The 23,561-nt window shown below is 42.7% G+C and carries 23 protein-coding genes and 4 tRNA genes; 21 read left to right on the top strand and 6 right to left on the bottom strand.

Annotated features, from left to right (window positions below; genetic code table 11):
* Positions 1-229: 229 nt before the first annotated feature.
* Positions 230-649: an MAPEG family protein gene (locus ABD036_RS01010; RefSeq protein WP_343855722.1), complete on the top strand. Its 420-nt coding sequence runs from the start codon at positions 230-232 to the stop codon at positions 647-649.
* 150 nt (positions 650-799) lie between these two features.
* On the opposite strand, the gene ald is transcribed toward ABD036_RS01010, so the two are convergent.
* Positions 800-1,930 carry an alanine dehydrogenase gene (gene ald, locus ABD036_RS01005; protein ID WP_343855720.1) on the bottom strand — a complete coding sequence of 377 codons (1,131 nt, stop codon included), beginning with the start codon at positions 1,928-1,930 and terminating at the stop codon, positions 800-802.
* A 128-nt stretch (positions 1,931-2,058) separates the two neighbouring features.
* On the opposite strand from ald, the gene lrp reads away from it, so the two are divergent.
* The 6 genes from lrp to serS all read left to right on the top strand — a co-directional run bounded on the left by lrp (position 2,059) and on the right by serS (position 8,769).
* A complete protein-coding gene (lrp, locus tag ABD036_RS01000; protein ID WP_343855718.1) occupies positions 2,059-2,544 on the top strand; it encodes a leucine-responsive transcriptional regulator Lrp in 486 nt (161 codons plus the stop codon).
* A 108-nt stretch (positions 2,545-2,652) separates the two neighbouring features.
* Positions 2,653-5,088 carry a DNA translocase FtsK gene (locus tag ABD036_RS00995; protein ID WP_343856533.1) on the top strand — a complete coding sequence of 812 codons (2,436 nt, stop codon included), beginning with the start codon at positions 2,653-2,655 and terminating at the stop codon, positions 5,086-5,088.
* Positions 5,089-5,090: 2 nt separating this feature from the next.
* Positions 5,091-5,756, top strand: a complete 666-nt coding sequence (lolA, locus tag ABD036_RS00990; RefSeq protein WP_343855717.1) for an outer membrane lipoprotein periplasmic chaperone LolA — start codon at positions 5,091-5,093, stop codon at positions 5,754-5,756.
* Positions 5,757-5,758: 2 nt separating this feature from the next.
* Entirely contained in the window at positions 5,759-7,093 is a 1,335-nt protein-coding gene (locus ABD036_RS00985) for a replication-associated recombination protein A (protein ID WP_343855715.1), read from the top strand.
* Entirely contained in the window at positions 7,083-7,466 is a 384-nt protein-coding gene (gene crcB / locus ABD036_RS00980) for a fluoride efflux transporter CrcB (RefSeq protein ID WP_343855713.1), read from the top strand. Before ABD036_RS00985 ends, crcB begins: the two co-directional genes overlap by 11 nt.
* A 10-nt stretch (positions 7,467-7,476) precedes the next feature.
* The gene (serS, locus tag ABD036_RS00975; protein ID WP_343855710.1) at positions 7,477-8,769 is read left to right on the top strand and encodes a serine--tRNA ligase; all 1,293 of its coding nucleotides are present in this window, start codon (positions 7,477-7,479) and stop codon (positions 8,767-8,769) included.
* 115 nt (positions 8,770-8,884) lie between these two features.
* Here the strand turns inward: serS and ABD036_RS00970 are convergent, their stop codons facing one another.
* From ABD036_RS00970 to ABD036_RS00950, 5 genes are all read right to left on the bottom strand, one after another.
* The gene (locus ABD036_RS00970) at positions 8,885-9,223 is read right to left on the bottom strand and encodes a TusE/DsrC/DsvC family sulfur relay protein (RefSeq protein ID WP_343855707.1); all 339 of its coding nucleotides are present in this window, start codon (positions 9,221-9,223) and stop codon (positions 8,885-8,887) included.
* A gap of 8 nt (positions 9,224-9,231) precedes the next feature.
* Positions 9,232-9,522, bottom strand: a complete 291-nt coding sequence (gene tusB / locus ABD036_RS00965; RefSeq protein WP_343855706.1) for a sulfurtransferase complex subunit TusB — start codon at positions 9,520-9,522, stop codon at positions 9,232-9,234.
* Positions 9,519-9,878, bottom strand: coding sequence for a sulfurtransferase complex subunit TusC (tusC, locus tag ABD036_RS00960; RefSeq protein WP_343855705.1), 360 nt, complete (start codon positions 9,876-9,878; stop codon positions 9,519-9,521). The genes tusB and tusC overlap by 4 nt, the downstream gene beginning before the upstream one ends.
* Positions 9,875-10,267: a sulfurtransferase complex subunit TusD gene (gene tusD / locus ABD036_RS00955; protein ID WP_343855703.1), complete on the bottom strand. Its 393-nt coding sequence runs from the start codon at positions 10,265-10,267 to the stop codon at positions 9,875-9,877. The genes tusC and tusD overlap by 4 nt, the downstream gene beginning before the upstream one ends.
* A gap of 67 nt (positions 10,268-10,334) precedes the next feature.
* Positions 10,335-11,003 carry a Bax inhibitor-1/YccA family protein gene (locus ABD036_RS00950; RefSeq protein WP_343855702.1) on the bottom strand — a complete coding sequence of 223 codons (669 nt, stop codon included), beginning with the start codon at positions 11,001-11,003 and terminating at the stop codon, positions 10,335-10,337.
* Between the two features lie 240 nt (positions 11,004-11,243).
* Here ABD036_RS00950 and ABD036_RS00945 point away from each other — a divergent pair.
* The 14 genes from ABD036_RS00945 (at position 11,244) to ABD036_RS00880 (ending at position 23,484) form a co-directional block, all read left to right on the top strand.
* A tRNA-Ser gene (locus ABD036_RS00945) sits at positions 11,244-11,335 on the top strand.
* 857 nt (positions 11,336-12,192) lie between these two features.
* Complete coding sequence (locus tag ABD036_RS00940; RefSeq protein ID WP_343855699.1) at positions 12,193-13,620, top strand: CorA family divalent cation transporter; 1,428 nt, start codon at positions 12,193-12,195, stop codon at positions 13,618-13,620.
* A gap of 261 nt (positions 13,621-13,881) precedes the next feature.
* A complete protein-coding gene (locus tag ABD036_RS00935) occupies positions 13,882-14,736 on the top strand; it encodes a hypothetical protein (RefSeq protein ID WP_343855697.1) in 855 nt (284 codons plus the stop codon).
* Between the two features lie 12 nt (positions 14,737-14,748).
* Entirely contained in the window at positions 14,749-14,889 is a 141-nt protein-coding gene (locus tag ABD036_RS00930; protein ID WP_343855696.1) for a hypothetical protein, read from the top strand.
* A gap of 53 nt (positions 14,890-14,942) precedes the next feature.
* Positions 14,943-15,623, top strand: coding sequence for a hypothetical protein (locus ABD036_RS00925; RefSeq protein WP_343855694.1), 681 nt, complete (start codon positions 14,943-14,945; stop codon positions 15,621-15,623).
* Positions 15,624-15,871: 248 nt separating this feature from the next.
* Positions 15,872-16,777, top strand: a complete 906-nt coding sequence (gene rimK / locus ABD036_RS00920) for a 30S ribosomal protein S6--L-glutamate ligase (protein WP_343855693.1) — start codon at positions 15,872-15,874, stop codon at positions 16,775-16,777.
* A 267-nt stretch (positions 16,778-17,044) separates the two neighbouring features.
* Positions 17,045-18,124, top strand: coding sequence for a mechanosensitive ion channel family protein (locus tag ABD036_RS00915; RefSeq protein WP_343855692.1), 1,080 nt, complete (start codon positions 17,045-17,047; stop codon positions 18,122-18,124).
* A 171-nt stretch (positions 18,125-18,295) separates the two neighbouring features.
* On the top strand, positions 18,296-18,940 hold the full coding sequence (uvrY, locus tag ABD036_RS00910; RefSeq protein ID WP_343855691.1) for a UvrY/SirA/GacA family response regulator transcription factor: 645 nt from the start codon (positions 18,296-18,298) through the stop codon (positions 18,938-18,940).
* A 6-nt stretch (positions 18,941-18,946) separates the two neighbouring features.
* Positions 18,947-20,797, top strand: a complete 1,851-nt coding sequence (gene uvrC, locus ABD036_RS00905; RefSeq protein ID WP_343855689.1) for an excinuclease ABC subunit UvrC — start codon at positions 18,947-18,949, stop codon at positions 20,795-20,797.
* Positions 20,798-20,838: 41 nt separating this feature from the next.
* The gene (pgsA, locus tag ABD036_RS00900) at positions 20,839-21,420 is read left to right on the top strand and encodes a CDP-diacylglycerol--glycerol-3-phosphate 3-phosphatidyltransferase (RefSeq protein ID WP_343855688.1); all 582 of its coding nucleotides are present in this window, start codon (positions 20,839-20,841) and stop codon (positions 21,418-21,420) included.
* A gap of 161 nt (positions 21,421-21,581) precedes the next feature.
* Positions 21,582-21,657: transfer RNA gene (locus ABD036_RS00895), tRNA-Gly, on the top strand.
* 5 nt (positions 21,658-21,662) lie between these two features.
* A tRNA-Cys gene (locus ABD036_RS00890) sits at positions 21,663-21,736 on the top strand.
* 183 nt (positions 21,737-21,919) lie between these two features.
* Positions 21,920-22,006, top strand: a tRNA-Leu gene (locus ABD036_RS00885).
* Positions 22,007-22,563: 557 nt separating this feature from the next.
* Positions 22,564-23,484 carry a glutaminase gene (locus ABD036_RS00880; RefSeq protein ID WP_343855687.1) on the top strand — a complete coding sequence of 307 codons (921 nt, stop codon included), beginning with the start codon at positions 22,564-22,566 and terminating at the stop codon, positions 23,482-23,484.
* The last annotated feature ends 77 nt before the right edge of the window (positions 23,485-23,561 follow it).

Here is a 23,561-nt window from a genome sequence, read left to right as displayed (position 1 = left end):
GGATCTCATTAACCGTCTTTTGTTACTCCTTACAATCTTGCTATTCGCTACGCGTTGACGTTTAATAACTTTTCGTTAATTTAACCACACTCTATAGTCATTGAAATTCTACATCACACCTTGATGCTAATAATTAAGCGGTACATTGGGGACTTTTAACGAGCCAACAGCAAAGGGAGTTTTGTTTCAAATTAAGGCAACTCCGTAATTAAAATGCGAAGGAAATAAAATGTATACACCGACACTAATTACGTTGATGGGATTTATTGGCTGGGCGCTGTTTTTATTAGTTTTAATGGAAGCGATTCGTTCAAAGATGGTTATCTTTAAACAAGTAGCTCCTAACGGTTTTAACCCAAACAACTCAAATCTATCCGCTTTTATGCAAAGGTTAGCCAGAGCACACGCAAATTGCATCGAGGGTTTGCCTATTTTTGGTGGTCTGATGCTGGTCGCCATTGTTACGTCCAATACTAGTGTCACAGACGAATTGGCATTCTTGTTTCTAGCGGCTCGAATAATTCAGTCATTGTTTCATTTAGCGTCATTAAGTTCGCTGGTCGTCACATTGCGGTTTACTGCTTTTACAGTCCAAATGGGTATTGCGGTTTACTGGTTTTATACATTATTTAGTGTGATATTGTCCTGATTAGTTAACAAGGCAAGTACATTGGCAGGTTATTAGTTAGGAGATAAGCCAAGTCGACACTAATTAAGTCTTAATTCAGGAAATTCAACTGATACAAAAAGAGCTGCACAAGGCAGCTCTTTTAATGATTAAATCGAAAACCAGCTCAAATTACATTTGGATTGCCGCTTTGGCATCCATGTATTCCAAACCAAGTTGTTCACCTAGCGCATCTACTACGGCTTTGTAGGTCACTTTACCTTTATGTACATTGAGTCCGTTGAGCAAATGTGGATCATCAAGCATCGCTTGCATTGGACCTTTATTGGCTAACGCGAGACCGAAGGGTAGGGTAGCGTTATTCAATGCCATGGTAGAGGTACGTGCTACACCACCTGGCATGTTTGCCACGCAGTAATGCACCACACCGTCAACCACGTAAACTGGATCCTGATGCGTGGTGGCTTTTGAGGTGGCAAAACAACCCCCTTGATCGATTGCCACATCAACTACCACAGAGCCTTCTTTCATGTTGGCAATATGCTCTCTGGTCAGTAGCTTAGGCGCTGCAGCACCAGGCACAAGTACCGCACCTATGACGAGATCTGCCTTTGAAGAATAGTAATCGATAGCATCGATAGTTGAATACACGGTTTTGATTTGGTTAGCAAAGATGTCATCTAGTTCTCGTAGACGTGGTAATGAACGGTCTAGAATGGTTACGTCAGCGCCCATGCCAATCGCCATTTTTGCCGCATTAGTTCCAACAACACCGCCACCAATCACCAATACTTTACCAGGTGCAACACCGGGTACACCGCCCAATAACGTGCCGCTGCCACCGTGTGCTTTTTCAAGGTAATGCGCACCGGCTTGCACTGACATACGTCCAGCAACTTCGCTCATTGGTGCTAGAAGAGGTAAACCATTGCGACTATCTGTGACTGTCTCATAGGCAATACAAGTGGCGCCTGAAGCAACCAACAATTCTGTTTGCTTAGGATCAGGAGCAAGGTGTAAATAGGTATAAAGTGTTTGTCCTTCGCGCAGCATTTTACATTCGTCAGGCTGTGGCTCTTTAACCTTAACAATCATTTCTGCGCGAGCAAAAATCTCTTCAGCAGAATCCACAATAGAGGCGCCGGCGCTGATGTACTGATCGTTATCGAAGCCAATAGCAAGTCCTGCATTGTCCTCAATTAACACATCATGACCATGCATCGTGAATTCTTTTACCGCAGCAGGTGTTAATCCAACACGATACTCGTGATTTTTAATTTCTTTTGGTACCCCAATTAGCATGCCTATAAACCTTCATCAGAGGGAAAAATAAAGCGGAAGTATAGGTGACATTTAATGAAGTGTTGTGCTGTATTTTTATCGGTAAAAGAATATAATGCTGATAAAAAGCATTTTGGCAGAATTATATAATGTTAATAAAGACTCCAAAGCACTTAGACAGAATTGATCGGAATATATTAATCGCGCTACAAAAAGACGGGAAACTCTCTAACGTAGAGCTTTCAAAGCAAGTGGGCTTGAGTCCTAGCCCTTGCTTAGAAAGGGTTAAGCGATTGGAGCAACAGGGCTATATCACGGGGTATCATGCTAGATTAAACCCGAATATGCTGGGCGCTGCCATGCTCGTGTTTGTCGAAATAACTTTAACTAAAACCAGTGTCGACATATTTGAAGAATTTTCTGCTGCGGTGAGAAAACATGATGATATTCAAGAATGCCATTTAGTCTCAGGTAATTTCGATTTTTTACTCAAGGCGCGAGTCGCCGATATGTTGAGTTATCGTAAATTATTAGGCGATACATTATTGAGACTGCCTGGAGTAAGTGAGTCAAGAACCTACGTGGTAATGGAAGAGGTTAAGCACACTGCTCAAATAAAAATCAATCTAAAGTGATTGGCATTAAAAAAGCACTAATGAGGGGCCCATTTGCTAGGATTTTCACCCTCTGACTGGTAAGGTATGACCATAATAATAAGCAATTTTGATGACGAAAATACAACGATGGCACGACTAACAGGGATACAGCGAATAATGGAAGTGGGCATGATTATATCCTGTGCCTTTGCATTCTTTATTTTGCTGGCTTTAGCCTCATTTAACGCCGCAGACCCAAGTTGGAGTCAAGCCGGTTTCCAAGGCAGTATTTATAACTGGGTAGGTCCCATGGGCGCTTGGTTTGCCGATGTACTGTTTTTTAGTTTTGGCCGCTTTGCTTATGTATTGCCGTTTTTAATTGCTTTTACGGGCTGGTTTTTATTCCAAACCTCAAAAAAACTAGATGACATTGATTATTTGACAATCGGTCTGCGGATTATTGGCTCCATTTTATTTTTGGTTGGTATTTCCGGTCTGCTGAGCATTAACTTTGACGATATTTTTCATTTTTCCGCCGGTGGGATGATGGGCGATATTGTCAGTAGCTCACTCATTCCTCACTTTAGCTTAGTTGGTACAACCTTATTATTGCTGTGTTTTTTACTCACAGGTATTACCTTGGTATCTGGTATTTCGCTGCTTACGGTTGTTGATAAAATCGGTGAACTGGGTATCGCTGCAGGAATATTAGTGTACAAAGCCCCGAAGCGTATTCAGCAAAGTCCGATTGCACGCCTTGGATTTAAACCCTCATCTGAACGACAAAGCACTGACGTGGAAATAACCACTTTCAAAGCGGTTGATCAACAGTCCCAGCGCGCTCAAGAACCCAGTTTTGACATACCAGATGAAGTGTTTGATAAACAAGAACAACCCAGCAAGCCCAGTATTTTGTCTGTGTCTGAGTTGAAAAACAAAATTATTGGTAAGAAACAACCAGAAGCGGTGGCTCAAAAAGAACCGGTTGAACCTGTCTTTAGCCAAACAGACACTGCACAGCCACCAACATATAAAGTAGAAACAAAACGAGTTGATGAAAAAGACCAGCAAACACAAGACCCATCACAAGGGCCGTTACCGTCTTTTGAGTTATTAGACAGAGCAGACAAGGTTAAAAACCCCATTACACAGGAAGAGCTTGATGGCGTGTCTCGCTTGGTAGAAGAGAAGCTCCTCGATTTTAATATTGAAGCTAAAGTGGTTGGCGTCTATCCAGGGCCTGTTATTACGCGGTTTGAATTAGATTTAGCGCCGGGCGTAAAAGTTAGCCGTATTACCGGTTTAGCAAAAGATTTAGCGCGAGCCATGTCAGCATTATCGGTGCGGGTAGTCGAGGTGATCCCGGGTAAATCGGTAATAGGGTTGGAACTACCGAATAAAAATCGCGAGATGGTGCGTCTTAGTGAAGTGATTGAGTGTCAGGCATTCCAAGGCAATGATTCGGCACTTACCATGGTGCTAGGTGCCGACATATCCGGTAAGCCTGTGGTGGTAGATTTAGCCAAAATGCCGCACTTACTCGTAGCAGGTACCACAGGCTCAGGTAAATCGGTTGGCGTGAATGTCATGATCCTAAGTTTGTTGTATAAGTCGTCTCCTGAAGATGTGCGTATGATCATGATAGACCCTAAAATGCTGGAATTATCCGTGTATGAAGGGATTCCGCACTTGTTAGCTGAAGTGGTTACCGACATGAAAGAAGCCGCTAATGCATTGCGTTGGTGTGTGGGCGAGATGGAACGTCGTTATCGCTTGATGTCAGCTTTAGGGGTAAGAAACCTAAAAGGCTATAACGCTAAAGTGAAAAAAGCCATTGCAGAAGGAAATCCCATTAAAGATCCTCTGTGGCGTTTTGAAGAAAGCATGGAAACCGTTGCGCCAGATTTAGAAAAACTACCAGCTATCGTCGTCGTGGTCGATGAATTCGCCGATATGATGATGATTGTTGGCAAAAAAGTGGAAGAACTCATTGCCCGTATTGCGCAAAAAGCGCGAGCCGCGGGAATTCACTTAGTGCTTGCTACTCAGCGTCCTTCAGTGGATGTTATTACCGGTTTGATTAAAGCCAATATTCCTACTCGAATTGCATTCCAAGTGTCTTCCAAAATTGATTCAAGAACCATTTTGGATCAGCAAGGAGCTGAGTCATTGCTTGGCATGGGAGACATGTTGTATTTGCCGCCAGGTACTGGCGTACCCACCCGAGTCCATGGTGCCTTTGTGGATGATCACGAAGTGCATGCAGTCGTGGCCGACTGGAAGAAACGCGGTGAACCGGATTATATCGAAGAGATTTTAAGTGGTGACTCCGGCAGTGAAGTGTTATTGCCAGGTGAACAACCTGAGGGTGGCGACCAAGAATATGATGCCTTTTACGATGAAGCCGTGTCTTTCGTAACCGAGTCAAGACGGGCTTCAGTGTCGAGTGTGCAACGTAAATTCAGAATTGGTTACAATCGCGCTGCACGTTTAGTGGAACAAATGGAGCAAAGTGGCGTCGTAAGTGCTGCGGGACATAATGGTACTCGTGAAGTGTTGGCTCCTCCGCCACCTAAGGATTAAAAATGAACAAAACCAGTTATTTAAGTCTGCTGCTGATTGCATCGTTGTGTAATCCAGTTATGGCGGTAATGCAAAGCCCCTCAACTGAGGCAACGTCAACTAGCGAAAGTACTTTGAACTTGGCTACTAAGCAGCTGAAAGTAAAGCTACAACAGTTGAAAACCTTTAATGCGAGTTTTACCCAAAAAGTAACAGACGGACAAGGTGAGTTAGTTCAAGAATCGGTGGGTGAATTGACCCTGAAACAACCGAACTTGATGATCTGGCAAGTCAATGAGCCGGATGAAAACCTGTTGGTGGCTGACGGTGAAACCTTGTGGTATTCAGATCCATTTGTTGAACAAGTGACAGCGGTACAGCAATCGCAATCGGTGGCAAGTAATCCGGTGGTGTTATTAACGGATCCAAATAATCAAAGTTGGTCGGATTTTACCGTCACTTATCATCAAGATCATTTTATGGTGACGGCTAAGCAACCTGAATCACAGATAGCGCAATTGGCACTGTATTTCGACCAACAAAATCAACTGACTCAGCTTTCATTTACTGACCGCCAACAACAAGTAAGTCAATTAACCTTTAGCGATATCAGGCAGAATCGACCTATTGGCAACGAGATTTTCGTGTTTAGCGTACCCGATGGTTTTGAGTTGGACGATCAGCGCTAAAAATGGAATTAGACTTAGGCGACACTCCGTCATTTGAACCATTGGCCGCGCGTATGCGTCCAAGGCACATTCAAGACTACTTCGGACAACAGCATATTGTTGGACCGGATAAACCCCTCACAAAAGCCTTGGAAAAAGGCCAATGTCATTCAATGATCCTGTGGGGGCCTCCGGGCACAGGGAAAACGACCTTAGCTGAGTTGGTGGCGAGTCATTGCGATGCCCACATAGAACGTATTTCAGCGGTGACCTCTGGGGTAAAAGAGATCCGTGCGGCAATTGAAATGGCTAAGCAGCAAGCGGCGATGCGAAGCAAGCGCACCATTTTGTTTGTCGATGAGGTACACCGATTCAATAAATCTCAGCAAGATGCCTTTTTACCCTTTATCGAAGATGGCACTGTGGTGTTCATTGGCGCGACCACTGAGAATCCCTCATTTGAGCTTAACAACGCATTGTTATCACGAGCTCGGGTTTATCTTTTACAACCTTTGGTAGAAGGCGATCTACAACAGGTATTAGAGACTGCGCTTAGTGATGATAAACGTGGTTTGGGGGAACGTAAGTTAACCATTGACGATGATGCTCGACAGCGACTAATTCAACTTGCCGCTGGAGATGCGCGTAAGTTGTTAAACTACCTCGAGCTAAGTGCTGATTTTACCGAAGATAGCGTGATCACCTTGGCAAATGTCAGTCAGGCGGTGGGAGATAAAGTTTCTCAGTTTGATAAAGGCGGCGACCAATTCTACGACATGTTATCTGCCTTTCATAAATCGGTACGAGGATCATCGCCCGATGCGGCATTGTATTGGTACGCCAGAATGATCACCGCAGGTGCCGATCCCTTAACCTTAGCAAGACGACTTTTGGCCATTGCGACCGAAGATATTGGCAATGCGGATCCCAGAGCCATGCAAGTATGTTTGAATGCATGGGATATCTTTCATCGCGTTGGCGCAGCAGAAGGAGAACGAGCCATAGCCCAAGCAACGGTTTATTGCGCTTGTGCTGCGAAAAGTAATGCTGTTTACAGCGCATTTAAGGCGGCGATAAAAGATGCCAAAGATGAGCCTGATCATGGTGTCCCCCATCATTTGCGTAATGCCCCCACTGAACTTATGGCCGATTTAGGCTACGGTAGAGAATATCGCTACGCTCACAACGAACCTGGCGCCTATGCCGCTGGCGAGTCCTATCTACCGGAAGCGCTAGCTGACAGGCAATATTATCAACCGGTAGAACGTGGCCTTGAGAAAAAGATTAAAGCTAAACTAGATTACCTTCGTGAGTTAGATGCAAATGCAACTAATAACAGGAAGCACCATGAACGCTAGTTTCACGATTTACGCTTATATTGCTATTGGCGGTGCTGCCGGAGCTTGCTTGCGATTTTTTCTATCGCAAATGATGCTGCAGTGGTTTGGCAAAGGCTTTCCTTTTGGTACACTACTGGTCAATGTCATAGGGTCGTTTTGTTTAGGACTGGTCTATTCGCTCATTGAGCACGGACAAATCGAGATTGTGCTGTGGCGCACTACCGTCGGCATTGGTTTTCTTGGTGCTCTGACAACCTTTTCAACGTTTTCGGTTGATACCTTGCTGTTACTTCAGCAAGGGTTTTGGTTTAAAGGGATCCTCAATATGGTTTTAAATTTAGCCTGTTGCATTTTTGCAGCGTGGTTTGGAATGCAATTGGTCAAAGGTTGATAATTCACACATGTTAGATCCAAAATTTTTACGCAATGATATAGCGCTCACCGCAGCCAAATTGGACAAACGGGGATACGCCCTAGATGTTGATGCTTACAATGAATTAGAGGAACGCCGTAAGTCTTTACAGGTGAAAACTCAAGAGTTGCAGAACGAACGTAACGTTCGCTCTAAATCCATTGGTAAAGCAAAAGCCGCAGGTCAGGATATTGCGCCTTTATTGGCTGAAGTAGGGCAGTTGGGTCAGGATTTAGATGACGCCAAAGCTGAGTTAACACAGCTACTTGAGAAAATAGAAGCCTTTTCAAACGGTATTCCTAACTTACCGCACGATTCAGTGCCTGTGGGTAAAGATGAAGAACAAAATGTTGAAATCAGCCGTTGGGGTACGCCACGGGAATTTGATTTTGAGGTGAAAGATCACGTCGATGTGGGTGAAGCCATTGATAAAGGTCTGGACTTCGAAACCGGTGCTAAATTATCGGGCTCTCGATTCGTCGTGATGCGCGGGCAAGTTGCCCGTCTTAATCGTGCCCTAGCGCAATTTATGTTGGATCTGCATACCACCCAACATGGCTACACCGAAATGTACGTACCTTATTTGGTCAATGAAGCGAGCATGTACGGTACGGGACAGTTTCCTAAATTTAAAGAAGACTCCTTCCACACCATGCCAGCTACCGAAGAAGGACAGGGACTATCGTTGGTTCCCACTGCTGAAGTGCCACTGACTAATATTGCGCGTGATGAAATATTCAGTGCCGATGACTTACCTTTAAAAATGACCGCGCACACTCCGTGTTTTCGCAGTGAAGCGGGCTCTTATGGTCGAGATACCAAAGGCCTTATCCGTAACCACCAGTTTGATAAAGTGGAATTAGTGCAACTGGTGAAGCCTGAGTCGTCTTTTGATGCATTAGAAGAGCTTACTGGGCATGCTGAGAAGGTATTACAGCTACTAGGTTTGCCATATCGCAAGATGCTGCTATGTACCGGCGATATGGGCTTCGGCGCTTGTAAGACATACGATTTAGAAGTGTGGCTACCGGCGCAAAATACCTATCGTGAAATCTCCTCGTGCTCTAACATGCTCGACTTTCAAGCACGACGCATGCAAGCACGATATCGTAACCCTGAAACCAACAAGCCAGAATTATTGCATACGCTAAATGGCTCTGGGCTCGCAGTAGGGCGTACCTTAGTGGCTATTCTTGAGAACTACCAACAAGCGGATGGTTCAGTCACCATTCCAGAGGCCCTAGTGCCTTACATGCAAGGAGTTGAGCGTATTTTCGCTTAAATCCCAACGGCAAAATACATAACGAAAGGCAGCGCTAAAAACGCTGCCTTTATGTTTTAAGATGGTGTTTGGTTTTCCCGTCGGTAGATGGGCGTGAAAGTAGTTATACGACTTTCTAAAGGCACTTAGCCGGCTTAGGTAACCCCGCTATTTTGGTGGCTTGTTTGGCTGGGCCTTTAGGAAATAGTCGTTGTAAATAGCGACTATTACCCTTTTCAGGCCCGTATTTTTGTGCCATGGCTTTAACCAGTGCGCGGATTGCTGGACTGGTATTGAATTCCAAATAAAATTGTCTAACAAAATTAACCACTTGCCAGCGATCATCATTTAGCTCAATGTTTTCTAATTGCGCTATTACGGGGGCCAGCTCAGGCTGCCAGTCATCAACGGAGAGTAAATAACCGGCTTTATCGGTTTCGATCTTACGACCGTCAAATTCTATGAAGTATTCCATAATTTAGTTTACTGCCATGACATTACGTTGTGGTGTTGCTCTACTAAAGATACAAATTGGTGATAGTCAATTACGTAGGCCCGTTCATTGGTTAAGATTAACCCTCTGGCGACAAGGTCATCGGCGATAAAATAGAGCTTGCTTGTCGTATTGAGAATACTATTTAGCAATTCAGGCTGCAAACAGGCATACACCGCTTCGAGCGTGAGAATAACGCTATCTTGAGTGCTTATTTTATCCAACGCGTCAGCTATTTGTGTGGACGTAAAAGGACTGCCGGTAAATTTATGCAAGATCATGTCATGTTCACAATATGTTGGTGCTGAAGTAGCGTGTGATTAAAGGTTGTTGAGTCAAGTACAGTGACCTCTACTGCTAATTCAGTTACTGATAAACCACGTTTTTCAAGACTAGTCCGACACACATAAATATGTTCGATGTCATAAAACTCGAAGGCACCGAAGCTTTTGGTAAAATGCTTTCTTTGTAATTGTTCGGGCGTTTGTTGCGCTATCAACTGAAACACGCCGTCGTTGACAAAAAACACACTCACTTGCTGACCAAAACTGCCAGCCGCTAGGGCTAAATCAGTCGATTCCTGTCCTGCTTGACCGGCATAAGGCGCACAGTGATTCACAATGGCAAGGGTGGTCAAAATTGAATACTCCGGTCGCATTCTTCAAGTAGCACCATCAACTCACCCAGACCAACAGAAGAAAAGGGGGGGCTAAGATTGAAGCCATTTGGTTCAGATTGTTCAGCAGCGTCCTGCTCACTGATAAGGCCTCGCCTGTTAGCGGCGGTCACGCATACCTGTAGTGGAATGTCATATTGTGACGCAAATTCACTCCAGAGTTTATGCATGTCGCGCTCATCACTTAAAAAGGTTTGGTATCCATTGGCCAAAGTTACCCCTGATTGATAGAAGAACACGCCATTGATTTTATGGCCTTTGTCAATTACCGCTTGGGCAAAGCGATACGCACTGTAAACGCCATCGGCATCCAGCGCTGAAGAGGTAATAATGATACAAAACTGAGTCACAATAAGGTTTCCAACACATAAAAAAACACCCCAGCGTTGCTGAGGTGTTTTAGCATATCAGATATTATTAATCGTCGCCGCCAAATGCGCCAAGCAAGTGGAGGATAGACGTAAATAAGTTATAGATATTTAAGTACATTGATACAGTAGCGCGAATATAATTAGTTTCACCACCGTTCACAATGCGGCTTGTATCAAACAAGATGAGTCCCGACATAATGAACACAATCGCGGCACTAATTGCCAGTGACAAAGCTGGGATACCCATGAAAATATTGGCTACCGACGCAACTATGGCCACTATCAAACCAACCATTAAGAATCCGCCCATGTAAGAGAAGTCTTTTTTGGTTGTTAGTACGTAGGCTGATAAACCAAAGAACACCAACGCTGTTGTGCCTAAAGCTTGCATTACCAACGCGCCGCCGCCAGGGAAGGCTAAGTAAGCATTGAGCATTGGCCCAAGCGATCCACCTAATAAACCGGTAAAGGCAAACACGAACAAAATGCCCATGGAGCTGTTAGCCACTTTGTTTAAAAAGAAAATCATCACTAACGCCGTTAATGACATTCCTAATGCCATACCTTGGCCCATATTCATTGACATGGTAATGCCTGCGCACACAGCACTAAATGCTAGTGTCATGGCGAGCAGCATATAGGTATTACGAAGAACCTTATTGGTCTCCAGTACCGACGGCTGACTGCCTACCTGAACATAACGATCTTGATCCATAAAAACCTCCAATAGGCCTAATAAAGTTAAATAGCTGAGTAAAAGACTACAGTATTGTGTAATTAGTCTAGTTGTATGGTTTTTGGTTCCGTTTTTCAAGTATTATCGTACGCTTATTATGTAACTAGCTATGAGTTGCTTGAAAAGCCATCAAATTGCGCAATCTTAAAGCGGTTGAACAATTTTTTTAAATTGCCCCTTTACAAGCCCATAAAAGGTCATTAATATTCGCCCCACTTCGGAGAGGTGGCAGAGCTCGGTTTAATGCACCTGACTTGAAATCAGACGTAGGTTCATCCCTACCGGGGGTTCGAATCCCTCCCTCTCCGCCATATACGAAAAGCCCGCTCATTGTAGCGGGTTTTTTCGTATATGGCGGTGAGGGACGTCTTGGTGCGAACTAAATTCGACAAATTGTCAGGAACAATTTGCACCGCCGTAGGCGCCCGAAGGGGCAAGGACAGGGATGTGCTTGAGTGAATCCCGTTGGTGAGATTTAAACACTTGTTTTAAACTTCCTCCTAGAAGCAGGTCTTTTTTTTTGTATTTCAATATTTACTTAAAGGGAGGGTGAGAAGCCCCGCGGTTCGACAAATTGTCAGGAACAATTTGCACCGCCGTAGGCGCCCGAAGGGGCAAGGACAGGGATGTGCTTGAGTGAATCCCGTTGGTGAGATTTAAACACTTGTTTTAAACTTCCTCCTAGAAGCAGGTCTTTTTTTTTGTATTTCAATATTTGCTTATAGGGAGGGTGAGAAGCCCCGCGGTTCGACAAATTGTCAGGAACAATTTGCACCGCCGTAGGCGCCCGAAGGGGCAAGGACAGGGATGTGTTTGAGTGAATCCCGTTGGTGAGATTTAAACACTTGTTTTAAACTTCCTCCTAGAAGCAGGTCTTTTTTTTGTATTTCAATATTTGCTTATAGGGAGGGTGAGAAGCCCCACGGTTCGACAAATTGTCAGGAACAATTTGTACCGCCATAGGCGCCCGAAGGGGCAAGGACAGGGATGTGCTTGAATAGACCATAATGATCAGCTCCACATGATTTGTGAAGGTTTTAGCATTGATTTTTAAGTCGATTAAGACGCAAGGCATTTATCAAGACAGGATTCTAAAAAAGAATTTGTTTGCCAGAGACTTACTGTACTATCGTTAATCAAGTACAAAAAATCCACAGTTGAGATCTCCATGGCATTAATCAAAGAACCATCTGCACCACATTCAACTTCGACGTTGGTGCTTTATAAGTGGGATGAGCTGTTAAGTGATGCCTTGTTGGGGTTTCTGGCAATGGTCACGCTATTTTTAGCCATTACCCCTTTTATTTTTACGTTATCAAAAGACGTAGAAGCGACAATCAACTTCGTCGAAAATCTCATTCTAGTCACTTTTTTAGCTGAATATCTGTTAAGTCTTTTGTTGGCACCAGATAAAAAGAAATTTGTATTGAGCTTTTGGCGCATATTGGATGCATTCATCATCTTAATCGGGTTTATGTCGTTATTGCCTGCTGTGGGGGATCAGTTTAAGCATGCCTTGTCGCTAAGGTTGTTGCGCTTTATCCGAATTGCTTTGTTTAGTGCAAAAATACGTAGCGTAATAACGACTGATGTAACATCCATTAGCACTCAGGATGCACCTCAAGGGCCTGTCGAAGCGGTTAATTTTACCAGTGGTAATGCCACAGTTGTTACTTGGGAAACCATAATTAGTTGCCTTAAGAATCATGACGAAGACTGGTTATTTGCCGGCAATATTCAGCCCAACAATCTCAATGAAGTCGCAGATATACTTAAAGTGCCACATTCGAGTTTATCGAGGCTATTGTTTGAATCGCAGTTTCCACGTATTGAACGAATGGACAAATACACCACTTTATTTGTCTGGTTACCCAGTGTGAGTGGCAATGGCAAGCATCATATTCCAATGATTTCAAGAGATGGGATCTTATTGGTTGGTTCCGATCATAATATTTTGGTGTTAGCCCGTAAAAATATAACGCTAACCACAGATATCATGTTGCAAAGTAAAGAAGTTGTTGATCAACTGCCGCTTTTACCGTGTTTTACTTGGGCATTTTTAAAAACAGTAATCCATCGTTACACGGAAATAATCGATCTTTTAGAAAAAGCATTACTTAAAATCGATGCACAGCAAAAAAGCATCAGTGATAAAGAGTTTTTGGATAGTACCTTTAAATTACGCAGTGAATTAACCCGTGTCCGCAGCAATGTAAAACACTTATCTCAGGCCATTAGACAACTGTCTGAGAAACCAATTTCAATAAAGGGCTTTGCGAAACCTCCTAGAACACTATTTACGATTCTATTCAATGATGCGGACAGTCTTTATGATAGTGTTGATGACCTGTTAAATAACCTGTCGGCATTAGTCGATCTGCGCCTAAATATTTCCTCTTTTCAGATGAATAAAGTCATGCGTTTGTTGGCAATTCTCACAACGCTGACACTTATTCCAGCAATCACCGGTGGGATGTTGGGGATGAACTTACTCGATAACCCTTGGCCCCTCACTCTTGCAGAAGTGTCCTTCTGTGTAGCTGCAGGTATGTCCTTTAGCTTGTATATTTTTGCGATAAAGGGATGGTTTCGATGAATGAATATGCAGTAGGTCGGAGATGACGCTATTCAAACTTATCACTACTTAATTTCACTAAAGTAGTCTATACATTAAGCATGCTTTTTTATTCGTGATTTAAAAGCGTGCTCGATAGGTAAATAATCTAATAGCCAAAATCACATACATCAGCGGTAATTAGCGATTGTTCCTTGCGATATCTCCGTTAAGTGCTGTCGATAAAAACATATTATTGTTGACGATGTTAAACATCAATAAATACAGACAAGGAAAGTAGCCATGTTTACTAAATTCGTCATCATTTTGTTTGCCTTTATAATTGTTGGTTGCTCAAGTATATCCGGAACGCCTGAGCGATCAGTTGATATAGAGTCTGAACTAGAAACATTGCAAGCTTACTTTGCACCAAATGTGATAACCACTTACAACGCAAAGTCGTCTAATGCTGAAAAACGCAGCTACAGAAATGAAGTGTTATCCGCTAGAGTCCGCGCAATCGATTTAAATTTTAATGAATTCGTCAAAGATATCTCCTCAGAAAACAAAAAACTCAACATTGGTGCTGATTCCACCGTCTTACTCTTGGGCGCATTGGGTGCTGTATCAACGGTTTCTAGTTCACAAGCGATAATTTCTGCAACCTCTGCAACGGTTACAGGGGTGAAATCTTCCATCGATAAAAATGCCTATTACGACTCAACTTTAACTGCAATAGTGTCTCAAATGCAGGCTAATCGGCAAAAGCAATTAGTGGCAATCTATACCGGTATGGAGCTTGATATTGCGAGCTATTCATTGATGAGAGCACTAATAGATGTTGAAAACTATTTTCAAGTAGGAACCGTGATAGGCGCAGTCAATGAAATTAATAAACAAGCGGGTGAATTAAAAGCAGAAGCTGACGAAGAAATCTCGATGATATTGAAATCATCTTACAAAAAAGATAAAGCCGGGGATCTGATTCGTAGTTATTGGAAACCAGATGGCAAAGTTATCAATACCGCAAACCAAGATGCCATCAAGAGTTGGATGAAAACTAATAACTTAGATAATGTTTCAATTACGTTTTTTCTCCGTTCGGAATTATTTTCTGATGCAAGAGAAAAAGCGGTCGCTGACATACCTATACAATAAGGATTGAAAAAAATGGCTAGAACAGAAGAGTTAACGGACATTCCGACTAGTGACGTAGATCAAGTTATCGAAGACTATGAAAGCGAAGGCGCGCAAGTGGAAAAAATCCAGCAGCCGAATGGTAAATGGACGATTAAAGCAACCTTTCCTTAGCTTCCTGTAAAAGACTAAACCTTGTTCTATTGATTCAGCAAAGGGACTACACCATGGCAAGTGTCTTTAAAAAGATCTTCAGCTTAACTGATGCGCAATTTAAAAGAATCGAATCTATTATCAAATATTTAGTGATGATTATCGCTGCTATTTGGACCTTGACAATCGGTACTGATTGGATTGAAAAACAGGCAGCAGAAGTCAAACTAGCCAAGAGTAAATATGAATTGGAGGCCGCTAGATTAGGGAAAGATGGATTGTACCCTAAAGCCAGTACGTTACTAAATTTCAACCAAGGAACTAAGTTGTGGGGATCTGATAATAATTTGTGTACGATTAGTGGTCTCTACACGATCGAGAATATCGGTGGTGTGCCACTGACGATCGATTCTATACAGTTCGATGTCTACGAAATACTACCGATTCGCGAGTCAGAATTAAGCGATGAAAACGTAGTTTCTTTTTCTCTAAGTCCAAAATTACAATCTTTACAACCAATTTTCAGTGAAGCGATGTCGGTTAAAGAAAATATTACCACGAGCAATTTGTTGCAGCGCGCATTTGGCTATGTCATCAAAGTTAACCCAAACGCGTTATACGCTATTAAAGCATCCGCGCAAGGCGGGATACCGGGCTTAGCAGAATTAAATGCGCTTTCATTAACGTCTTTTTCAGAAAACGATTTAACCCACGTTTCAGCATCTAAAATAATTTGTCCTGATACTAGGCTATAAAAACACTAGCAAATGTAAGGTTTTAACTTAACACCTTGTTACGCTCTTTTTATGATTTCCCCCCAATAAATAGCGGGCAACCTCTCATTTTCTTTTCTTTGTCAAATATGATGACAAGTCTCAATTAATTTTCCTCTTTTTCGTTATTGTTAACGCATGATTTTGTATCTAAAAAGCAAAACCCAAGCTATATTAAAATTTAACTTATACCACTAACGGAAGTGGTAGGTATTCACGGTGGGGAAATAATGAAAATCGGTATAATTTCACGTAATAAAAAATTGTATTCAACCCGTAGGCTGATAGAAGCAGCAGAGAAAAGTGGCCATGAAGTGCGCGTAATAGATGCTCTACATTGTGATATTGACATAGCCAGCAGCGCACCGGCAATTCGCTACAAAGGTGACACGCTAGAGTATTTTGATGCGATTATTCCTCGTATCGGCGCATCAATTTCTTTTTATGGTACATCTGTGGTTCGCCAATTTGAAATGATGGGGACTTATAGTATCAATGAATCTGTTGCGATTAGCCGTTCGCGAGATAAACTTCGTTCCCTGCAGTTATTGTCTAGAAAGGGCATAGGCCTGCCTAGAACCCAATTTGCTCATTCATCTGACAATATTAAAAAGTTAATTGAAACCGTGGGTGGCGCTCCGGTTGTGATCAAATTATTAGAAGGCACCCAAGGTATTGGTGTTGTATTAGGTGAAACCGCCAAGGCCGCGGAAAGTATTATTGAGGCATTCAGAGGGTTAAACGCCAACATATTGGTACAACAATACGTAAAAGAAGCCGGTGGCGCGGATATACGGTGTTTAGTTGTGGGAGATAAAGTTGTGGCGGCGATGAAACGCCAAGCACAAGAAGGCGAGTTTAGATCCAATTTGCACAGAGGCGGCAGCGCACAAATTGTAAAATTAACCAAGCAAGAGCGTGAAACAGCCGTTAAAGCTGCAAATATCATGGGCTTGAACCTGTGTGGGGTAGATTTATTACGTTCTAGCAATGGACCCGTGGTAATGGAAGTAAACTCATCGCCAGGTTTAGAAGGCATTGAAACAGCGACTGATAAAGATGTTGCTGGGATGGTCATTGATTTTATCGAAAAAAATGCCAAGCCTCATAAAAATAGGACCCAAGGCAAGGGCTGAACCTGACCAAATAGAAAAGTCTAGGCGGCTTTTGAACGATAGCAAAGGCCTCTAGACTTTGAACAAGTGCCTTTCAATTTCAGTAGCTCTCTAGATTAAAAAGTTTTTAGTATTCACTTAAATGAGCGGGGGAGATTTTTACTTTACTCTGTATAGCTTTTGAGAACTAATAGATTGTAGAACAACCACAAAAGAATTGAATGTAGTGCAGCAGGCTAATGATCCGTTAGGCTAGTACACAAAGGAAATAAGGAACCGATTAGACTTATGCTTGAACAATTTCAATCATTTATTGCTCCAATATTAGAAACATTTGGTGATAGTCATATGATGCAAGCCGCGATGGTGATCATGATCTCCTTCGTTATCGCGTCAATCTTCAAGTATATCGTGGTTGCCGGTTTAAAGAGACTCATGTCTCGCACTCCGATTAATCAGCTCAATGGGCTATTAGATTTACTCCATACGCCTATTTACTTCACCTTTTTGCTGATAGGCCTGTCGAGCGCTTTGTTAATTTTAGATCCTGAACCATTGGTATTATTTATTGGAACCTCGATTTTAATTTCAATCGGCATGCTTTTTTGGACATTGTTTTTACTCAAAGGAAATCGCGTTTTACTTAATAGCCTAGTTTTGCACCCAGATAGATTTAAAAGTATTAACCATAAAACGCTGCCTTTATTCCAGAATATAATTAACATCATTATTGTAGTCCTTGCGGTTTATTGGATTTTCTCAATATGGGATGTTGATATGACGGCGTGGTTAGCCTCTGCAGGGATTGTCGGGATTGCGGTTGGTTTCGCTGCTAAAGATACCTTAGCTAATCTATTTTCCGGCGTATTTATTATGGCTGACGCTCCTTATAAAGTAGGAGACTATGTTGTTTTGGACTCCACAGAGCGCGGTGAAATAACCCATATTGGTATTCGCAGTACACGCATGTTAACCAGAGACGATGTGGAAATTACCATTCCCAATTCGGTTATGGGAAATACTAAAATTATTAATGAGTCTGGCGGCCCGCATGAGAAATCACGTTGTCGAATTCCTGTTGGTGTCTCTTATGATTCAGATATCGATCTAGTGCGCTCAGTATTGATGGAGATAGCACAAAACGAAGAGTCGATATGCACCGATCCTGAACCTAGAGTGCGATTTCGACGATTCAGTGGCTCAGCCCTTGATATAGAACTGTTGGTATGGATTGACAAACCCGCTTTGAAAGGACGGATTATTGACATTTTAAATTGCAAAATACTCAAACAATTTAGAGCAAATCAGATTGAAATCCCTTATTCAAAACACGATTTGTATATTAAAGAAAGCCCAAATCAAAAATAGTATTTGGGCAACAAAGCGGATTGGAACGTTGCTGTTAACCCGTTTGTTTGGTTAATATGGCGAAACTACAATGTTGTCGGTATGGGGCTGCAAAGTCCTTATTTTATCTGCAATTTCACCGTGGTTTGTGATATTTTAAATTTGTAAGCAGCATCCTTTTTGGAGTGGATTTTGATTAAATTGTTATTGGTTGATGATCATGAGTTAGTTCGCACTGGGATCCGTCGGATTCTAGAAGATGTGTCTGAATTCAAAGTCATTGGCGAAGTCAGTAGTGGTGAGGATGCGATTAGATTTTGTCGCGCTACTCCCCCAGATATTGTGTTGATGGACATGAATATGCCCGGTATAGGTGGGTTAGAAGCAACCAAACAAATTATCCATTATGCCCAAGACGCTAAAGTCGTAGTGTTATCGGTGCACACTGAAAACCCTATTCCGGCTAAAGTAATGCAGATGGGCGCCTTTGGTTACTTAACAAAAGGAACCGACCCGCAAGAGATGATCAATGCGGTTCGCAAAGTCGCTTCCGGTCAACGTTATATTGCTCCTGAGATCGCTCAACAAATAGCGATTGGCCAACTAAACCTAAATGACACGAATCCGTTCGATCAACTCTCTAAACGAGAACTCGAAATTACTATCATGTTAACCAAAGGCAATCGAGTGCCGGATATTGCTAGCAAGCTCAATATCAGTGCAAAAACGGTAAATACTTATCGTTACCGCATGTTCGATAAACTCCATGTTGGCTCAGATGTTGAACTCACGCACCTAGCCTTGCGACACAAACTCATCGATTCCAATCAATTATAATTAACCGTGCAAGAATCAGAGTCATCAAAAAAACAAGTTGCCAACGCGTTCGATAGTGCGGCTTTCCTAAAAAATCTCACTTCCAAACCTGGCGTTTATCGTATGTACAACGATAAAAACGAGGTGATCTATGTGGGGAAGGCTAAGAACCTCAAAAAACGTGTCGCCAGTTATTTCCGTAAAAACTTAGATAGCATCAAAACCCGTTCGCTAGTGCGACAGATAGTCGACATGGACGTCACTGTGGTCAATAGTGAAACCGAAGCTTTCATTCTTGAAAACAACTTTATTAAAAAATATAAACCGCGCTATAACGTGTTGCTGCGTGATGATAAATCTTATCCCTTTATATTCTTGTCCGATCATCAACACCCACGCTTAGGCTTGCACCGCGGTGCTAAAAAGCATAAAGGTGAATATTTCGGGCCTTATCCCAGTACTTGGGCTGTGCGTGAGAGTTTACGCACAATGCAAAAGCTCTTTCCAATACGACAATGTGAAGACAGTTATTATCGGGCTCGTTCACGCCCTTGCTTGCAATATCAATTGAAAAGATGTGCGGGACCCTGTGTCGAAGGGTTAGTAACAGATGAAGAATATCAAGAACAAATAAAACTCGCCAAGTTGTTCCTAAAAGGGAAGAACCAGCAAGTCATTGGCTCATTGGTAGATAAAATGGAAGTCGCCAGTAGCGAGTTACGGTTTGAAGCTGCTGGGCGCTATCGGGATCAAATTAGTGCATTAAATAAAGTTCAAGAACAACAATGGGTAAGTGGCAACGAACAAGAAATGGATGTATTAGGCTTTGTGTATAAAAACGGCATTGCTAGTATTCAAGGGCTATTTATTCGGGATAATAAACTGCTAGGAAGTAAGAGTTTTTTCCCAAAAGTACCCGCGCAAACTACTCCGCAGGAGATTTTACAATCCTTTGTACTGCAGTTTTATCTGGCAGGCAATAAAACCATCCCTAAACAAATTGTTATACCGCTTGGATTAGAAGATGAGGACGCTATCACGGCTTTGTTAAGTAAAGAAGCCGGACATAAGGTACAGTTTTTCAAAGGCGCCAGAGACGAAAAGAAACGTTATCTGAAGCTCGCTATGACAAACGCTGAAAATGCGTTAGACGCTAAGCAAAATCAGCAAAAATCAGTATTCGCGAGATATTTGGAACTTGAAAAGGTTCTTGAGTCTGAACAACCTATACAGCGTATGGAATGCTTTGACATCAGTCATACCTCGGGTCAACAAACTGTCGCTTCATGCGTGGTGTTTAATCGAGAGGGACCACTTAAAGCGGATTATCGACGTTACAATATTGAAGGGATAACACCTGGTGATGACTACGCTGCAATGGCGCAAGCATTGGGGCGACGGTATAAAACGGGTGTTGATGAAACGAAAATGCCGGATATTTTGTTTATTGATGGTGGTAAAGGACAGTTAGCCCAGGCAGAAGATCATTTTGAGAATTGGAAAGGACATAAAAAACCATTATTGATTGGTGTCGCCAAAGGCACTAGTCGAAAAGCTGGTTTGGAAACTCTTATCCTTGCCGGTAATCATGATACTATACCGATGTCTGCTGATTCGCCGGCCTTACACCTTATACAGCATATCAGAGATGAGGCGCATCGCTTTGCTATTACCGGTCATCGACAAAGACGACAAAAAGCAAAACGCACATCGGTATTGGAATCTGTTCCTGGGGTCGGGGCTAAAAGACGCCAAAGTTTATTGAAATATATGGGTGGTATACACGGGGTTTTGCAGGCCAGCAGAGATGAAATTGCTCGAGTGCCTGGGATCAGTGAAGAGATGGCTGATACCATCTATGAGCATATTCATTCATAATTTAACAAGTATCGTTAACACTACATGGAATAAACAGAAGTATGTGGACAATTCCTAACATTATTACCATGCTAAGGGTCGTTTTGATCCCTGTCTTTGTTGTGGTTTATTTCCTTGACTGGAAATGGGCTCATCAAGCTGGCGCATTTATTTTTTGGCTAGCCGCTATTACTGATTGGTTCGATGGCTATTTAGCGCGCAAGCTAAAACAATCAACCGCATTTGGTGCGTTTCTAGATCCCGTTGCAGATAAACTGATAGTGGCGGCAGCACTGATAATGATCACCCATACTTATGCTTCCGTTTGGATTACAGTGCCGGCAATTTTGCTGATGTCTCGTGAAGTCTATGTTTCGGCACTTCGAGAATGGATGGGGCAGCACGGTAAAAGCGATATTGTTGCAGTGTCATTTATTGGTAAAGCAAAAACCATGGCGCAAATGTTGGCACTAATTGGACTACTGTCAGAATTAGATTATTTTATGGGTTTCCCAATATATTGGGTTGTCCTAGGAAAATTATTATTATATTTTGCAGCCGTGTTATCGGTTTGGTCTATGGTGACTTACACAATAGCGGCTTGGAAAAACCTAACGAAAGAAGATATGAACAAGCAACTTTGATAATGGTTGTTTGAAATTAAAGCGTTTAAGTTATTTTTCAAGCAAACGATTAAAAATCATGGTTTTTGTAGTTGACAGATAGTCCTTTGACGGTAGAATGCAGCCTCACATTTCGGAACAACGAAATGTTGTGAAAACTGACTTGTAAAAGACAGTGGCGTGCGGGAATAGCTCAGTTGGTAGAGCACGACCTTGCCAAGGTCGGGGTCGCGAGTTCGAGTCTCGTTTCCCGCTCCAAATTTGGCGGAATGGCAGAATGGCTATGCAGCGGATTGCAAATCCGTGGATCTCGGTTCGACTCCGGGTTCCGCCTCCATATCGCTAAACTTCTCATCATAAGTATGAGTTCATCCGATGCCCGGGTGGTGAAATTGGTAGACGACGTGCAGGATGCACAAGTGTCACGTGAAGCAGGATGCTGGTAGTGACCACAAGGTACCGAACGAAGTTCGGTCCACAAAGTAAAAAAACTCTCATCTCATGTATGAGTTCATCCGATGCCCGGGTGGTGAAATTGGTAGACACAAGGGATTTAAAATCCCTCGTTCGTAAGGACGTGCCGGTTCAAGTCCGGCCCCGGGCACCATTTCTATTTTCTAGAATGTCTTATTCAAATCAAAACTTCATTTTTAAACTAAGTACGGACTTAAACCGACGCTTCGCGTGATGTTATTGTGTCTGATGATTAATCATTGTCAGGCGGTTAACCGACTAGGTTGAACCCATCCTTGGTACTGCTGCCAGCCATTCATCCCTGAATGTCGTTCAATCGGATCACTGCTGCGCAGCGACAACTTCCGTTTTCACCCAGCCCCGGGCACCATTTCTCTTTTCTAGAACGTCTTATTCAAATCAAAATTTCATTTTTAAAATAAGTACGGACTTAAACCGACGCTTCGCGTGATGTTATTGTGTTTGAATACTAATTAGTATTAGGCGGTTAACCGACTAGGTTGAACCTATCCATGGTGCAACAGCCAGCCATTCGTCCCTGAATGTCGTTCAATCACAGCACAGCGGCGCTGCGACAGCATCCTCATTCACCCAGCCCTAGCTAGTCTATTTATTTTTAAAATCGACTTCGTCATAATATCGATGGCATACTTACTGATTGAAATTGTGACTGAGTAAAGGACCTAAATATTGCAAGATATATTAGATGAAATTTCGGCAGAAATGCGTAAGCGCACTGACAGGGGGACAGTCGCCAACTATATTCCGCAGCTAGCCTGTGTCGATCCTAACCAATTTGCTATGTCAGTTGTGCTGCCAGATGGTCAAACCTTTAGTACAGGTGATGCCGATACACTTTTTTCGATCCAAAGTATTTCAAAAGTCTTCACCTTAACCATTGCGCTTGGCAAGTTAGGAGATCATCTATGGTCTCATGTTGGAAGAGAGCCCTCGGGTGACCCTTTTAATTCTATTGTGCAACTTGAACACGAGCAGGGAAAACCCCGTAACCCATTTATCAATGCTGGCGCTATTGCGGTAGTCGATTCCATCATGAGCGGTCACCAACCTAAAGAGAGCTTGGCTGAAATATTGGAGTTTGTGCGTTTTTTAGCGAACGACAAAAGTATTTGCATTGATGAGAAAGTCGCTCGTTCTGAAATTGAAACGGGTCATCGTAATGCATCATTAGCCCACTTTATGGCATCATTTGATCGCATTAGCCATCCTGTGGAACATGTTTTGGGCACGTATTTTCATCACTGTTCTATTTCTATGAATTGTAAACAGCTTGCTCATGCAGGATTGTTTTTAGCGTTTGATGGGACGAATCCAATTTATGGTACGCGTGTGGTTTCGCCAGAACGTTCTCGTCGTATAAGTTCATTGATGTTAATGTGTGGTCACTATGACGGCTCCGGAGAATTTGCGTTTCGCGTTGGCCTGCCAGGCAAAAGTGGTGTTGGGGGAGGTATACTCGCAGTAGCTCCTGGAGAGGCATCTATTGCGGTATGGTCGCCTGGCTTAGATAAAATCGGCAATAGCAAATTGGGTACCGAAGCCTTGGAATTATTAGTTAAACATACGGGTTGGTCTATTTTTGCCAAGTAGCAATGTAATTGCATTGAACTAAAATGCCACACAAAGTGTTTAAGTTTAGATTCACATGATTTGATGTTTGCTTTGAT

The sequence above is a fragment of the Aliiglaciecola litoralis genome (assembly GCF_039523355.1).
GTDB lineage: Bacteria > Pseudomonadota > Gammaproteobacteria > Enterobacterales > Alteromonadaceae > Aliiglaciecola > Aliiglaciecola litoralis.
The sequence above is the reverse complement of the archived record's forward strand: the minus strand, read 5'-3'. Positions and strand labels throughout refer to the sequence as shown.

Coding starts and splice junctions, on each gene's coding strand:
- crcB (WP_343855713.1), top strand. CDS start 7,083: ATGAACGCTAGTTTCACGATTTACGCTTATATTGCTATTGGCGGTGCT.
- ald (WP_343855720.1), bottom strand. CDS start 1,930: ATGCTAATTGGGGTACCAAAAGAAATTAAAAATCACGAGTATCGTGTT.
- ABD036_RS00995 (WP_343856533.1), top strand. CDS start 2,653: ATGGCACGACTAACAGGGATACAGCGAATAATGGAAGTGGGCATGATT.
- ABD036_RS00915 (WP_343855692.1), top strand. CDS start 17,045: ATGCTTGAACAATTTCAATCATTTATTGCTCCAATATTAGAAACATTT.
- rimK (WP_343855693.1), top strand. CDS start 15,872: ATGAAAATCGGTATAATTTCACGTAATAAAAAATTGTATTCAACCCGT.
- lolA (WP_343855717.1), top strand. CDS start 5,091: ATGAACAAAACCAGTTATTTAAGTCTGCTGCTGATTGCATCGTTGTGT.
- ABD036_RS00935 (WP_343855697.1), top strand. CDS start 13,882: ATGTTTACTAAATTCGTCATCATTTTGTTTGCCTTTATAATTGTTGGT.
- tusB (WP_343855706.1), bottom strand. CDS start 9,522: ATGATCTTGCATAAATTTACCGGCAGTCCTTTTACGTCCACACAAATA.
- ABD036_RS00930 (WP_343855696.1), top strand. CDS start 14,749: ATGGCTAGAACAGAAGAGTTAACGGACATTCCGACTAGTGACGTAGAT.
- ABD036_RS00970 (WP_343855707.1), bottom strand. CDS start 9,223: ATGGAATACTTCATAGAATTTGACGGTCGTAAGATCGAAACCGATAAA.
- ABD036_RS00950 (WP_343855702.1), bottom strand. CDS start 11,003: ATGGATCAAGATCGTTATGTTCAGGTAGGCAGTCAGCCGTCGGTACTG.
- ABD036_RS00940 (WP_343855699.1), top strand. CDS start 12,193: ATGGCATTAATCAAAGAACCATCTGCACCACATTCAACTTCGACGTTG.
- ABD036_RS00925 (WP_343855694.1), top strand. CDS start 14,943: ATGGCAAGTGTCTTTAAAAAGATCTTCAGCTTAACTGATGCGCAATTT.
- lrp (WP_343855718.1), top strand. CDS start 2,059: ATGTTAATAAAGACTCCAAAGCACTTAGACAGAATTGATCGGAATATA.
- ABD036_RS01010 (WP_343855722.1), top strand. CDS start 230: ATGTATACACCGACACTAATTACGTTGATGGGATTTATTGGCTGGGCG.
- ABD036_RS00985 (WP_343855715.1), top strand. CDS start 5,759: ATGGAATTAGACTTAGGCGACACTCCGTCATTTGAACCATTGGCCGCG.
- serS (WP_343855710.1), top strand. CDS start 7,477: ATGTTAGATCCAAAATTTTTACGCAATGATATAGCGCTCACCGCAGCC.
- pgsA (WP_343855688.1), top strand. CDS start 20,839: ATGTGGACAATTCCTAACATTATTACCATGCTAAGGGTCGTTTTGATC.